Source organism: Streptomyces sp. NPDC002513 (genome assembly GCF_053595355.1).
Genome location: NZ_JBSFXK010000040.1, coordinates 56,414 through 70,066 on the forward strand (window position 1 = coordinate 56,414; position 13,653 = coordinate 70,066).

The 13,653-nt window shown below is 71.2% G+C and carries 7 protein-coding genes; 3 read left to right on the forward strand and 4 right to left on the reverse strand.

All coding sequences use genetic code 11. The features are described from left to right. The first annotated feature begins 51 nt into the window (after nt 1-51). Nucleotides 52-3,021: an FxSxx-COOH system tetratricopeptide repeat protein gene (fxsT, locus tag ACWD5Q_RS24165; RefSeq protein ID WP_451429107.1), complete on the forward strand. Its 2,970-nt coding sequence runs from the start codon at nt 52-54 to the stop codon at nt 3,019-3,021. A 72-nt stretch (nt 3,022-3,093) separates the two neighbouring features. On the opposite strand, the gene ACWD5Q_RS24170 is transcribed toward fxsT, so the two are convergent. From ACWD5Q_RS24170 to ACWD5Q_RS24185, 4 genes are all read right to left on the reverse strand, one after another. After that, the gene (locus tag ACWD5Q_RS24170; RefSeq protein WP_451429108.1) at nt 3,094-6,891 is read right to left on the reverse strand and encodes a multifunctional oxoglutarate decarboxylase/oxoglutarate dehydrogenase thiamine pyrophosphate-binding subunit/dihydrolipoyllysine-residue succinyltransferase subunit; all 3,798 of its coding nucleotides are present in this window, start codon (nt 6,889-6,891) and stop codon (nt 3,094-3,096) included. A 281-nt stretch (nt 6,892-7,172) separates the two neighbouring features. Continuing rightward, nucleotides 7,173-8,279 carry a sensor histidine kinase gene (locus ACWD5Q_RS24175; protein ID WP_451429109.1) on the reverse strand — a complete coding sequence of 369 codons (1,107 nt, stop codon included), beginning with the start codon at nt 8,277-8,279 and terminating at the stop codon, nt 7,173-7,175. After that, the gene (locus ACWD5Q_RS24180) at nt 8,276-9,013 is read right to left on the reverse strand and encodes a response regulator transcription factor (RefSeq protein ID WP_451429110.1); all 738 of its coding nucleotides are present in this window, start codon (nt 9,011-9,013) and stop codon (nt 8,276-8,278) included. The genes ACWD5Q_RS24175 and ACWD5Q_RS24180 overlap by 4 nt, the downstream gene beginning before the upstream one ends. 110 nt (nt 9,014-9,123) lie before the next feature. After that, the gene (locus ACWD5Q_RS24185; protein WP_451429111.1) at nt 9,124-9,810 is read right to left on the reverse strand and encodes a spermidine synthase; all 687 of its coding nucleotides are present in this window, start codon (nt 9,808-9,810) and stop codon (nt 9,124-9,126) included. 202 nt (nt 9,811-10,012) lie between these two features. Here ACWD5Q_RS24185 and ACWD5Q_RS24190 point away from each other — a divergent pair, with 202 nt between their 5' ends. Both ACWD5Q_RS24190 and lon read left to right on the forward strand, forming a co-directional pair. Beyond that, on the forward strand, nt 10,013-10,798 hold the full coding sequence (locus tag ACWD5Q_RS24190; RefSeq protein WP_451429112.1) for a rhomboid-like protein: 786 nt from the start codon (nt 10,013-10,015) through the stop codon (nt 10,796-10,798). Between the two features lie 342 nt (nt 10,799-11,140). Further along, nucleotides 11,141-13,558, forward strand: a complete 2,418-nt coding sequence (gene lon, locus ACWD5Q_RS24195; RefSeq protein ID WP_451429113.1) for an endopeptidase La — start codon at nt 11,141-11,143, stop codon at nt 13,556-13,558. Nucleotides 13,559-13,653: the final 95 nt, after the last annotated feature.

Here is a 13,653-nt window from a genome sequence, read left to right on the forward strand (position 1 = left end):
GTTGACGGACCACGACGTAGCGTTCCCCTACGTCAGAAGGAGACCCCAGGCATGCCATCCGCGTCCCCCGAGCATGTCACGATCGTCTACGCGGGACAGTCCTGGTCCTGGGCGACGTGGATCGAGCACCGTCTCGCGCACGCGGGGGTGGTGACGCGCGCCGCCCGCTGGGACCCGCTGCACACCGCACCGGAGCCGGGGCGGCTGAACGGCCTGCTGGCCGTCCCCGGCAGGCTGCTGCTCCTGATCGACGACTGGTTCGTGCGCTTCGACGAGGCGCGCCGGCAGGCCTGGGCCGATGTGCTGGCCGAGATCATGCCCCGGGAGGGGCACCGGATCGTCGCCGTGTCGATCACCGCCGCCTCCCTGCCGCCGGCCGCCGAACGGCTCGGCCGGGTGCTTCCGCTGCGCGGTCTCGACGCCGACCGCGCCGCCGAGGTGCTGCTCGACGTGCTGGAGGTGACCTCGCCGTCCGGCGGCCCGGTCAGCCTCGACCGCGCCCGCGGCCCGCGCTTCCCCGAGGACCGGCCCGGCATCGACAACGCCCCGCGCCACAACCGCGACTTCACCGGCCGGGAACGCGTCCTGGAACGCGTCCACCAGGCGTTCGCGGAGGGCGGTGAGGGCACCCGCATCGCCCTGCGCGGTCCGGGCGGCATCGGCAAGACCCAGACGGCGACCGAGTATGTGCACCGCTACAAGGGCGAGTACGACATCGTCTGGTGGGTCCGTGCGTCGGTGCGCAACCGGGCCCGCGAGGACTTCGCCCGGCTCGCCGACAGGCTGGGCGCGGAGCCGGACACCGGGGACGCCCTGCGCGGGCGGATCGAGGCGGCCAAGCGGGCCCTTTCCGACCGTACCCGCTGGCTGGTCGTCCTGGACGGGGCGGAGGACCCCGAGGACCTCGGGACGCTGCTGCCCGAGGGCCCCGGCCACCTGCTGGTCACCACCCCGCGCAAGGAATGGCACCGGTGGGTGGGCCGGATCGTCGACCTCTCCCCGTTCGACCGCGAGGAGTCCGTCGACTTCGCGTGCCGGCGCAGCCGCCGGCTCTCCCGCGACAGCGCGGACCGTCTCGCCGCGGCCGTCGAGGACCATCCGCTGCTCATGGACCAGACCGCGGCCTGGGTGGAGCTGAACGAGACCGCCGACATCGACGCGTACATCACCCGCATCCAGGAGGGCGACCCGCACGCCGTCCCCGTCGTCTCCTCCGAGGAGTACCGCAGGGCATTCCAGGCCGCCTGGGCGCAGACCGTCAACACCCTGCGCGAGAAGCACCCGGGCGCCTATGAACTGCTGGCCCTCTTCGCGTTCTTCTCGCCCGACGTGATCCCGCTGGGCCTGGTGCAGTCGGCCCGCGCCGGCGACCTGCCCCCGCACCTGGTGTCCCTGGTCACCGAGCCGAGCAGCTGGAACACCGCGCTGCGGGTGCTGTCCGAGGCCACCTCCATGCGGCTGGAGTACGAGCAGGGACCGATGGACATCCAGACCGTCGGCACGCTGCGCATGCACCGGCTCTTCCACCGCTTCGTCCGCGGTCATCTGGGCCCCGAGGAGGCCCGGCGGGCGGCCGAGACCGCCCGCCGGGTGCTCGTCGCCGCCGACCCCCGCCGCCCCGTCGACCGCACCCACTGGTCGCGGTACGCGGAGGTGATACCGCATCTGGAGCCGACGGGGGCGCTGCACTCCGCCGACCCGGATGTGCGGACCCTGGTGCTCAACTGCATCGAGTACCTGCGGATCCGCGGCGAGGCCAAGGAGGGCAGGCGGCTCAGCAAGGCGGCCGTCGCGTCCTGGAGCGCGGTCTCCGGGGACACCGACCCCGCCGTCCTCATCGCCGTGCACCAGCTCGCGAACATGGAACGGCGCCTCGGCCGCTACCGCGAGGCGGAGCGCATCGGGCGGGATGTCCTGCGCCGGGTCCGTGCCGCTCCGGAGCGCAGCCCGGTGCAGGTGCTGCGGGCCAAGAACGGGCTGGGCGGCACACTGATGGCGCTGGGCCGGTACGAGGAGGCCCATCTCCTCTACGAGGACGCCGCAGCGCAGGCGGCGGCCGACCTCGGTGACCAGGAGGTGCCGCGCACCCTCGACATCCGCGGCAACCTCGCGCTGGCGCTGCGGCTGCTGGGCCGGTACGAGGAGTCCCTCGCCCTGCAGCGGTCCGTCCTCCAGGCGTACATCGAACTCGGCGGCGGCCGGCATCCCTCGACGCTCCTCGCCGGACTGGACACCGCCTGGACGCTGCGCCTGCTGGGCCGGTACGGCGACGCGCTGGCCATCCAGGAGCTGAACTTCCGCCTGCACCGGGAGGTGCTCGGACGTGAGCACGGCCAGACCCTGCTCGCCCAGCACAACCTCGCGCTGTGCCTGCGCCGCGACGGATCCCAGCTGCGGGCCCGCGGGCTGATGCGCGAGGGACGCGATCGCAGCCTGCGCCGGCACGGTCCCCGGCAGACCCTGAGGCTGACCGCGGACTACGCGATGCTGCTGCGCGAGATCGGCGAACTCGACGAGGCACGGGAACTCGCCGAGGCCACCCTCGAGGGTTTCACGGACCTCTTCGGTGAGGGCCACCCCTTCGTCGCCGGGGCCCTCGACAACTGCGCCCTCGTCCAGGGCGACCAGGGGGACCTGGCAGGCGCCCGGGAGCGCGCGGAGCGGGCCAGGGCGGGGATGGAGCGGGCCCTGGGCACGGCCCATGTCTGGTCCGTCGGATGCGCGATGAACACCGCGACGGCGCTTGCCCGGACCGGTGAGCTTCAGCGCGCGGTGGCGCTGGGCCGGGACGCCCTGGGGCGGGCGCGGGCCGCGGTCGGGGACGCGCACGTCCTCACCCTCAATCTGGCGGCGGGCCTCGCGCAGGACCTGGCGGCGAACGGGCAGCCCGAGGAGGCGGAGACCGTGCGCCGGGAGGCGGTCCACCGGCTCACCGAGAACTTCTTCGAGGAGCACCGGCAGGTGCGGTACATGCTCGAAGGACGGCGTCCCTACTGGGACTTCGAGCCGCAGATGATGTGAGACCGGCCCGACGCGAAGGGGCCCTTCCCCGAGCCGAAGCTCGGGGAAGGGCCCCTTGTGCGACCGGAGGTCCTACGCGTCGAACACCTCGCGCACGAGCTGCTCCTGCTCCGCCTGGTGCCGCTTCGCGGAACCGACGGCCGGGGACGAGCCGTGCGGACGGGAGATGCGGCGCAGGCGCTCGGACGGCGGGACGTCCGCGCCGACCGCCAGGTCCAGGTGGTCGATCAGGTTCAGGGCGATGAACGGCCAGGCGCCCTGGTTCGCCGGCTCCTCCTGGGCCCACAGGTACTTCTCGGCGTTCGGGTACTTCTTGATCTCCGCCTGGAGCTCGGCACCCGGCAGCGGGTACAGGCGCTCGAGGCGGATGATCGCCGTGTCCGTCACGCCGCGCTTGACCCGCTCGGCCTCCAGGTCGTAGTAGACCTTGCCGGCGCAGAAGACGACCTTGCGGACCGCGGCCGGGTCCACCGACGTGTCGCCGATGACGGGGCGGAACCGGCCCGTCGTGAACTCCTCCGCCTTCGACGCGGCGGCCTTGAGGCGCAGCATCGACTTCGGCGTGAAGACCACCAGCGGCTTGTGGTGCGGGTTGTGCACCTGCCACCGCAGGAGGTGGAAGTAGTTCGACGGCAGGGTCGGCATCGCGACCGTCATGTTGTTCTGGGCGCAGAGCTGCAGGAACCGCTCCGGGCGGGCCGAGGAGTGGTCCGGGCCCTGGCCCTCGTAGCCGTGCGGGAGCAGCAGGGTGACGCCGGAGGTCTGGCCCCACTTCTGCTCGGCTGCCGAGATGTACTCGTCGACGACGCTCTGCGCGCCGTTGACGAAGTCGCCGAACTGCGCCTCCCACATCACGAGCGCGTCCGGGCGGGCCAGCGAGTAGCCGTACTCGAAGCCCATGACCGCGTACTCGGACAGGAGGGAGTCGTAGACGTTGTAGCGGGCCTGGTCCTCCGACAGGTACTGCAGCGGGGTGTAGTCCTCGCCCGTCGCGCGGTCGATCAGTACCGCGTGGCGCTGGCCGAAGGTGCCGCGGCGGGAGTCCTGGCCCGAGAGACGGACCGGGACACCCTCCAGCAGCAGCGAACCGATCGCGAGCGTCTCGCCCATGCCCCAGTCGATCGTGCCGTCCTCGACCATCGCCGCCCGGCGCTGCAGCTGCGGCAGCAGACGCGGGTGAACGGTGAAGTAGTCGGGGATGTTGACCTGGGACTCGGCGATGCGCTTGACGACCTCGGCGGACACGGCGGTGTCGACCGGCACCGGGAAGCCGTCCTGCGGCTCCTGCGAGACGGCCGAGACCGGCTGCGACGTGGCCTCGCGGACCTCCGTGAAGACCTTCTCCAGCTGGCCCTGGTAGTCCTGGAGGGCCTGCTCGGCCTCCTCCAGGGTGATGTCGCCCCGGCCGATCAGAGACTCGGTGTAGAGCTTGCGCACCGAGCGCTTCTTGTCGATCAGGTCGTACATCAGCGGCTGGGTGAAGGCCGGGTTGTCCGACTCGTTGTGCCCGCGGCGGCGGTAGCAGATGAGGTCGATCACCACGTCCTTGTTGAACGCCTGGCGGAACTCGAAGGCCAGCCGCGCGTCGCGCACGGCCGCCTCCGGGTCGTCGCCGTTCACGTGGAAGATCGGGGCCTCGATCATGCGGGCCACGTCCGTCGCGTACATGGAGGAACGCGAGGACTCGGGGGCGGCGGTGAAGCCGACCTGGTTGTTGATGACGATGTGGACCGTGCCGCCCGTGCGGTAGCCGCGCAGCTGCGACATGTTCAGGGTCTCGGCCACCACGCCCTGGCCCGCGAAGGCCGCGTCGCCGTGGATCGCCACCGGCAGGACGGTGAAGTCCGTGCCGCCCTTGTTGATGATGTCCTGCTTGGCGCGGGAGATGCCCTCGATGACCGGGTCGACCGTCTCCAGGTGGGACGGGTTGGCGGCGAGGGAGACCTTGATCTGCTCGCCGTCCAGGCCCGTGAAGGTGCCCTCGGCCCCCAGGTGGTACTTCACGTCGCCGGAGCCGTGCATCGACTTCGGGTCGAGGTTGCCCTCGAACTCGCGGAAGATCTGGGCGTAGGACTTGCCGACGATGTTGGCGAGGACGTTCAGCCGGCCGCGGTGGGCCATGCCGATGACGACCTCGTCCAGGCGGGACTCGGCCGCGCTGTCGATCACCGCGTCGAGCAGCGGGATGACCGACTCGCCGCCCTCCAGGGAGAAGCGCTTCTGGCCGACGTACTTGGTCTGCAGGAAGGTCTCGAAGGCCTCCGCCGCGTTCAGCCGGCGCAGGATGCGCAGCTGCTCCTCGCGGTCCGGCTTGGAGTGCGGGCGCTCCACGCGGTCCTGGATCCACTTGCGCTGCTTGGGGTCCTGGATGTGCATGTACTCGATGCCGGTGGTGCGGCAGTACGAGTCGCGCAGCACGCCGAGGATGTCGCGCAGCTTCATCATCGACTTGCCGGCGAAGCCGCCGACGGCGAACTCGCGCTCCAGGTCCCACAGGGTGAGGCCGTGCTCGACGATGTCCAGGTCGGGGTGCTTGCGCTGGCGGTACTCCAGCGGGTCGGTGTCGGCCATGACGTGGCCGCGGACCCGGTAGGAGTGGATCAGCTCGAAGACGCGGGCGGCCTTGGTGACGTCGTCGTCGTGAGAGGCGTCGATGTCCTTGAGCCAGCGGACCGGCTCGTAGGGGATGCGCAGGGCCTGGAAGATCTCGTCGAAGAAGCGGTTCTCGCCGAGGAGGAGGTTCGCGACGGTGCGCAGGAACTCGCCGGAGGCGGCGCCCTGGATCACCCGGTGGTCGTAGGTCGACGTGAGCGTCATGACCTTGGAGATGCCGAGCTTGTTCAGGGTGTCCTGGGAGGTGCCCTGGAACTCCGCCGGGTAGTCCATCGAGCCGACGCCCAGGATCACCGACTGGCCGGGCATCAGCCGCGGCACCGAGTGGACCGTGCCGAGGCCGCCGGGGTTGGTGAGGGAGACCGTCACGCCGGTGAAGTCGTCCATCGTCAGCTTGCCGTCGCGGGCGCGGCGGACGATGTCCTCGTAGGCCTGCCAGAACTCGAAGAAGTTGAGCGTCTCGGCCTTCTTGATCGCCGCGACGACGAGCTGGCGGTCACCGTTCGGCTTCACCAGGTCGATGGCGAGGCCGAGGTTGACGTGCTCCGGCTTGACCAGGGTCGGCTTGCCGTCCTTCTCCGCGAACGACCAGTTCATCGACGGCATGGCCTTGATGGCCTGGACCATCGCGTAGCCGATCAGGTGCGTGAAGGAGATCTTCCCGCCCCGGGCGCGCTTGAGGTGGTTGTTGATGACGATGCGGTTGTCGAAGAGCAGCTTCACCGGCACCGCGCGCACGGACGTGGCCGTGGGCAGCTCCAGCGAGGCGTTCATGTTCTTCACGACGGCGGCGGAGGGGCCGCGCAGGGTCACCAGCTCGGGACCCACGGGCGCCTGGGCCACGGGCTCGTCCTTCTTGGGCTTGGCAGGGGCCGCGGCGGGCTTCGCGGCGGCCGGGGCGGCAGCGGCGGGGGCCGGAGCGGCGGCGGGCTTCGCGGCGGGGGCCGGAGCGGCCGGGGCCGGGGCAGCCGCGACCGGGGCGGCCGGCGCCGGAGCGGCGGGAGCCGCCGGGGTCTGCGTGGTGGTCTCTGCGGCCCCCGCGGCCGCAGCACCGGCCGCAGCCGGGGAGGCAGCGGCTCCCGGCTTGTAGTCGGCGAAGAAGTCCCACCAGGCACGGTCTACCGAATTCGGGTCCTGGAGGTACTGCTGATAGATCTCGTCGACGAGCCACTCGTTCGGACCGAACGCAGCCGCGGGGTTCTTCCCGGCTTGGTCATCGGTCGAGACACTCGAGTTACTGGGGGACTGTGGCGACACGGCGGCAACCGCCCTCTTCCGCTTCACAAGGTTATGGACAGCGGAAATAAAGGCTACGCCTCCCTGGGCGTGAAGGTCAGGTCGGGCCGGTTCTTCGTCGCGTAAGTCACATCGGAGGGCGTGTTTCAGGGTGGGGAATGGCGGGAAACAAGCGTGGTTCCGCTGTGAGAGGGGTACAACGATCCGGACCCGGCGCGGAGGCTGCGCGGGCCTGTGCCTGATCGCACGTGTCCGTCAGCCGGCCCATCCGTGGATCTTGTCGTTCCGCTTCGAACTGTACGTCAGCTCAGGAGAGATGACTCTCCCGGAAGGGTGACCTGGATCCGGCAGCCCCGCGCGGATTCGGCCACCCTGATCCGGCCCCCGTGCAGATCCACCGCCCAGCGCGCGATCGCCAGCCCCAGGCCCGTGCCGCCGTCGCTGCCCGGCCCGTGCGGCCGGCTCACGGTGCCGCGGTTGAAGCGCTCGAAGACCCGGTGCCACTCCGTCTGCGGGATGCCGGGACCCTCGTCCAGCACCTCCAGCTCCAGGGAGTCCGGGGTGGACCCGCGCCGGGCCCGCACCGTCACCCGGCCGTGCGGGGGACTGTGCTTGACCGCGTTGTCGATCAGGTTGGCGACGACCTGGTGGATGCGCTCCGGGTCCGCGTCCGCGGTCAGCTCCGGCGGGGAGACGTCGAGGTGCAGATGGACGTCGGTGCGGGTGTGGCTGCCGGAGCCCGAGGCGATGTCGGCCCGGGCGGAGGCCACCATCTGGGCCTCCTTGAGGACACCCGAGAGGTACGGCCACACCTCGAAGCGGCGCTTCTTCAGCGGGACGACGCCGTTGTCCAGGCGGGAGAGGTCCAGCAGGTTCTCCACCAGGCGCCCGAGCCGCTCGGTCTGCTTCAGGGCGGTGCGCATGGTCTCGGGGTCGGCCTCCGTGACGCCGTCCACGATGTTCTCCAGCACCGCGCGCAGCCCGGCGATGGGGGTGCGCAGCTCGTGCGAGACGTTCGCCACCAGCTCCTTGCGCTGGAGGTCCTGGGCCTCCAGCTCGTCGGCCATCAGATTGATCGTGTGGGCGAGGTCGCCCAGCTCGTCCCGGCGGTGGTCACGGACCCGGCGGGTGTAGTCGCCGTGCGATATCGACCGGGCCACCGCGTTCATCTCGTCCAGCGGCGCCGTGAGCGAGTGCGCCACGAACTGCGTGATCAGCAGGGTGGCGATCATCGAGAAGACCGTGATGAAGCGCAGCTCGGTCGCGGTGCGCACCGCGATCAGCAGCAGACCCGTGGTGATCAGCACCGAGATGACGACCAGCGCCCCCAGCTTGGTCTTGATCGAGAACGGGCGTACGCCGCCCCAGGGCTCCCCGGGGCTCCTCCGTGCGGCCGGCCCGTCGCTCATGGCGTCGGGGTCTCCAGGGCGTAGCCCACTCCGTGCACGGTGCGGATGCGCTCCGCGCCGATCTTGCGCCGCAGGGCCTTGATGTGGCTGTCCACGGTGCGGGTGCCGGAGGCGTCCGCCCAGTCCCACACCTCCGCGAGGAGCTGCTCCCGGGAGAGCACCGCGCGCGGCGTGTTGGCCAGGCAGACCAGCAGATCGAACTCGGTGGGGGTGAGGTGCACGTCCTCGTTGCGCACCCGCACCCGGCGCTGGGCGTGGTCGATCTCCAGTTCGCCCAGGCGCAGGATGCCGCTGCGGGGTGTGGCGGCGGCCAGCGCGGCCCGCTCCATCCGCCGCAGCAGCACATGCACCCGTGCCGCCAGCTCACGCATCGAGAACGGTTTGGTCATGTAGTCGTCCGCGCCGACGCCGAGCCCGACCAGCATGTCCGTCTCGTCGTCGCGCGCGGTGAGCATCAGCACCGGCACCGGGCGCTGCGCCTGCACGCGGCGGCAGACCTCCAGGCCGTCGAAGCCCGGCAGCATGATGTCGAGAATCAGCAGGTCCGGCTGCCATGCCTCGGCCGTGTCGACCGCCGCCGGACCGTCACCGGCCGTTTGCACGAGGAAGCCCTCCGCGCGCAGCCGGGCGGCGATGGCGTCGACGATCGTTGGGTCGTCCTCGACCACCAGAACCCGGCGCTGCGCACCCGGAGTCGCCGTCGCGCCGTTGTGCGAGGTGTGTGTCTGCTCCATCGCCCGCCCCTGAGTTGCTTTCTGGAATCCGTGGGGTGATCCCATGACTGCGATTGACGCTTGAATGATCGCGTCAGGGAAGCAGGGTACGGGGAGTTACCGCCGGTCGGCTATCCAGGCCGGACAGCCAGGTGCACGACGTCGGGAACGCCCCGGGCAACGGGGACCTCTTCGGTACGCACCTGCTGGAACCCGGCATTCCAGAGGGTTCCTTCGAAATCCGCAGAGGGCTGGGCGGACCACACCGCCAGCACCCCGCCCGGCCTCAACACCCGTGCGCAGCTTGCCAGTCCGGCCGCCGAGTACAGGCTGTCGTTGTCGTCCGTGACCGTCCAGCCGGGCCCGTTGTCGATGTCGAGACACAGTGCGTCGTACGTGGCGGATGTCTCACGCAGATGGGCGACCAGGTCGGCCTCCAGGACGCGGGTGCGCGGGTCGGCGAGCGCGTCCGCGGACAGCGCGGCCAGGGGGCCGTCGAGGTGCCAGTCGATGATGGCGCGCTCCCGTTCGACGACGGTGATGTCTCCCCAGCGGGGGTCCGCGGCCGCGTGTGCGAGCGAGAATCCGACGCCGAGTCCGCCGATCAGCACGCTCGGCTCCGGCCGCCCGCCGAGGGCCCCGCGGGCGGCGTCCACGAGCAGCCGCTCCGAGCGCCCGTCGGAGGTGTCCATGAGGAAACAGCCGTTGGCGATGATCTGGAGCAGCTCGCCGTGGCGGCGGAGCACGACCTCGCCGTGCGGGCCCTCGCGGCGGTCCAGAACGTCGGGGGTCTCGTAGATGTCGTACGGATGAGGCATGGGTCACATTGTGGTGACGCGGGATGCCGGGGACCAGGGATTTTCCGATGCCTGTACAGATATGCGCTTATGTTCGGATATGCACCCCGGACGCGGAACGCACCTGAGAAGTTGCTTTGAATCAGGCCCGGCCGTGGCGTCGGTCATAGACAGCGGGTCCGGGCGGCGCGAAGGGTGGGGCGTGACGGAAGGAGCCCCCGCTTTGGAACGCACGGTCTCGGCGGCTGACGCCATGGTCACGGCCCCCGGGACGGCCACGTCTCTGCTCGACGACATGCCGCGCCAGCGCGCGGCACCGCTTCCCGCCGCACCGGCCGCGCCACCGGTCCCGGTCCCCGCGGCACGCCCCGGGGCGCGCGTGCTGGGCCTCCTGCCGACCCCCGCGGACACGCCGTTCACCTTCGGGTACGCGGCCGTCCTCGTCGTGACGTCCCTGTTCGCCGCGTGCGCCGACCCCTCACTGGTGCACGCCCTGTACCAGGGGTCCAGCACCGACGTCGCCCATCTGGTGCGCAGCCCGGTGCTGGTGCTGGTGGCCAGCGCGCTGTGGATCGCGGGCGGCCTGACCTCGTCGTACGCGCTCGTCTTCCTGCTCGTGCTGCCGGCGCTGGAGCGGCGGATAGGCGGCCGGCGCGCCGCCGTCGTCTTCCTGCTCGGGCATGTGCTCGCGACCCTGGCCACCGAGCTCCCGGTCGGCCTGGCGGTGCTGGCCGGTCATCTGCCCGACAGTTCGCTGCACCGCCTCGACTACGGCATCAGCTTCGGCGTCGCGGCGAGCCTCGGCGCGCTGGCGGGGCTGCTGCCGCCGTGGCCGCGCTGGACGGTGCTCACCGTGTTCGGCGGGATACTGCTCGCCGATCTGGTCCGGTTCACGGACCCGCTGAGCGACTGGGGCCATCTGCTGTCCCTGGCGATCGGCATCGGGACCTGGCCGTTCGTCCGGCAGTGGCGGCGGACGGGCCGTCAGGGTGCCCGCGCCCACGGCTGACCCCGTCGTGTGGGCGGCCGCGCCCGGCCGCCCTTCTCACGCCGTGCCCGTCGCCCTCGGGCGGACGCGTCCGGGCTCCCCTTCCCGGCCCCGCGGCCGGAAGGGGCAGGCCTCACGCCCGGAAGGTGCAGGTCCCACGCCCGGAAGGCACAGGCCCCACGCCTGGAAGGTGCAGGTCCCACGCCCGGAAGGCACAGGCCCCACGCCTGGAAGGTGCAGGTCACGCACCCCGAAGATGCAGGTCATCACGTGATCGCTCAGAGCGAACACAGCGCGGGGAACAATTGGATCGCGCTGAGCATTGAGTCGGCATAGCTCAACTTGACTGCCGAAGGGGAGATAATGGCTTCGACGCCCACATCGCTCACCCTGCCTGTACTGCCGCTCGATGGCGAGGTCGTGCTGCCCGGCATGGTGGTTCCTCTGGACCTGAACGACTCCGACGTGCGCGCCGCGGTGGAAGCCGCGCAGGCCGCCGCCCGGTCGGAACCCGGGAAGCCCAGGGTCCTGCTCGTGCCCCGCATCGACGGCACGTACGCCACCACCGGTGTGCTCGGCACGGTCGAGCAGGTCGGCCGGCTGGCCGACGGTGACCCGGGTGCCCTGATCCGCGGCCGGAGCCGCGTGCGGATCGGCGCCGGGACCACCGGCCCGGGTGCGGCACTGTGGGTCGAGGGCACGAGGATCGACGAGAACGTGCCGGACCCGCTGCCCGGGCACATCACCGAACTCGTCAAGGAATACAAGGCGCTCGCCACCAGCTGGCTGAAGAAGCGCGGCGCCTGGCAGGTCGTGGACCGTGTCCAGGCCATCGAGGACGTCTCCGCGCTCGCCGACAACTCGGGTTACTCACCCTTCCTGACCACCGAACAGAAGGTGGAGCTGCTGGAGACGGCCGACCCGGTCGCCCGGCTGAAGCTCGCCACCCAGCAGCTGCGCGACCACCTCGCGGAGCAGGACGTGGCCGAGACCATCGCCAAGGACGTCCAGGAGGGTGTCGACAAGCAGCAGCGCGAGTTCCTGCTGCGCCGTCAGCTCGAAGCCGTCCGCAAGGAACTGCGCGACCTGAACGGCGACACCAAGGAGGGTGAGGAGTCCGACGACTACCGCGCCCGGGTGGAGGCCGCCGACCTGCCGGAGAAGGTCCGTGAGGCCGCGCTCAAGGAGGTCGAGAAGCTGGAGCGGTCCAGCGATCAGTCCCCCGAGGGCTCCTGGATCCGCACCTGGCTCGACACCCTGCTCGAACTGCCGTGGAACGAGCGCACCGAGGACGCGTACGACATCCGCGGCGCCAAGGCCGTCCTGGACGCCGAGCACGCGGGCCTTCAGGACGTGAAGGAGCGGATCACCGAGTACCTGGCGGTGCGCAAGCGCCGCGCCGACCGGGGCCTCGGTGTCGTCGGCGGGCGGCGCGGAGGCGCCGTGCTGGCGCTCGTCGGCCCGCCCGGTGTGGGCAAGACCAGCCTCGGCGAGTCCGTGGCGCACGCCATGGGACGCAAGTTCGTCCGGGTCGCGCTGGGCGGCGTGCGGGACGAGGCCGAGATCCGCGGCCACCGGCGTACGTACGTCGGTGCCCTGCCCGGCCGGATCGTCCGCGCCATCAAGGAGGCCGGTTCGATGAACCCGGTCGTCCTGCTCGACGAGATCGACAAGGTGGGCTCGGACTTCCGGGGCGACCCGTCGGCCGCTCTGCTGGAGGTCCTGGACCCGGCGCAGAACCACACCTTCCGGGACCACTACCTGGAGGTCGAACTCGACCTGTCGGACGTGGTGTTCCTCGCGACGGCGAACGTCCTGGAGGCCATCCCCGAGGCGCTGGCCGACCGTATGGACATCGTCCGCCTGGACGGCTACACCGAGGACGAGAAGGTCGTCATCGCCCGTGACCACCTGCTTCCGCGTCAGCTGGAGCGGGCGGGCCTGGCCAAGGACGAGATCACGATCGACGAGGGCGCGTTGCGCAAGCTCGCCGGGGAGTACACCCGTGAGGCGGGCGTACGCAACCTGGAGCGGGCGATCGCCCGGCTGCTCCGCAAGGTCACCGCACAGCACGAACTGGGCGAGAGGGAAATGCCCTTCACCGTCCGGGACGAGGACCTGCGCGCGCTGATCGGACGTCCGCACCACGTGCCCGAGTCCGCCCAGGACCCGGCCGAGCGGCGGACGGCGGTCCCGGGTGTGGCGACCGGTCTCGCGGTCACCGGCGCGGGCGGTGACGTCCTCTACGTGGAGGCGTCGCTGGCCGACCCGGAGACGGGCGGGGCGGGCCTGTCCCTCACCGGTCAGCTCGGCGACGTGATGAAGGAGTCCGCGCAGATCGCGCTGAGCTTCCTCCGCTCCCACGGCGCCGAACTGGAGCTGCCCGTCGGGGATCTGAAGGACCGGGGTGTGCACATCCACTTCCCGGCCGGCGCGGTCCCGAAGGACGGCCCGAGCGCGGGCATCACGATGACGACCGCGCTGGCCTCGCTCCTGTCGGGCCGAGTGGTCCGCACGGACGTGGCGATGACGGGTGAGGTCTCGCTGACCGGCCGCGTGCTGCCCATCGGCGGGCTGAAGCAGAAGCTGCTCGCCGCACAGCGGGCGGGGGTGACGACCGTCATCATCCCCAAGCGCAACGAGGCCGACCTGGACGATGTCCCGGCCGAGGTGCTGGACAAGCTGGACGTCCACGCCGTCACGGACGTCCGTCAGGTCCTGGAGCTGGCGCTCGCACCGGCCACCAGTGGCGCGACGCCGGAGGTTCCGGTGGCGGCGTGACGGACGCCATCGGATGACTGAGGGCCCGGGTTCCGTGAGGGAGACCCGGGCCTTCGCCCTGCGGTCGGCGCGCGTACCGCGGTACGCGCGCCGAC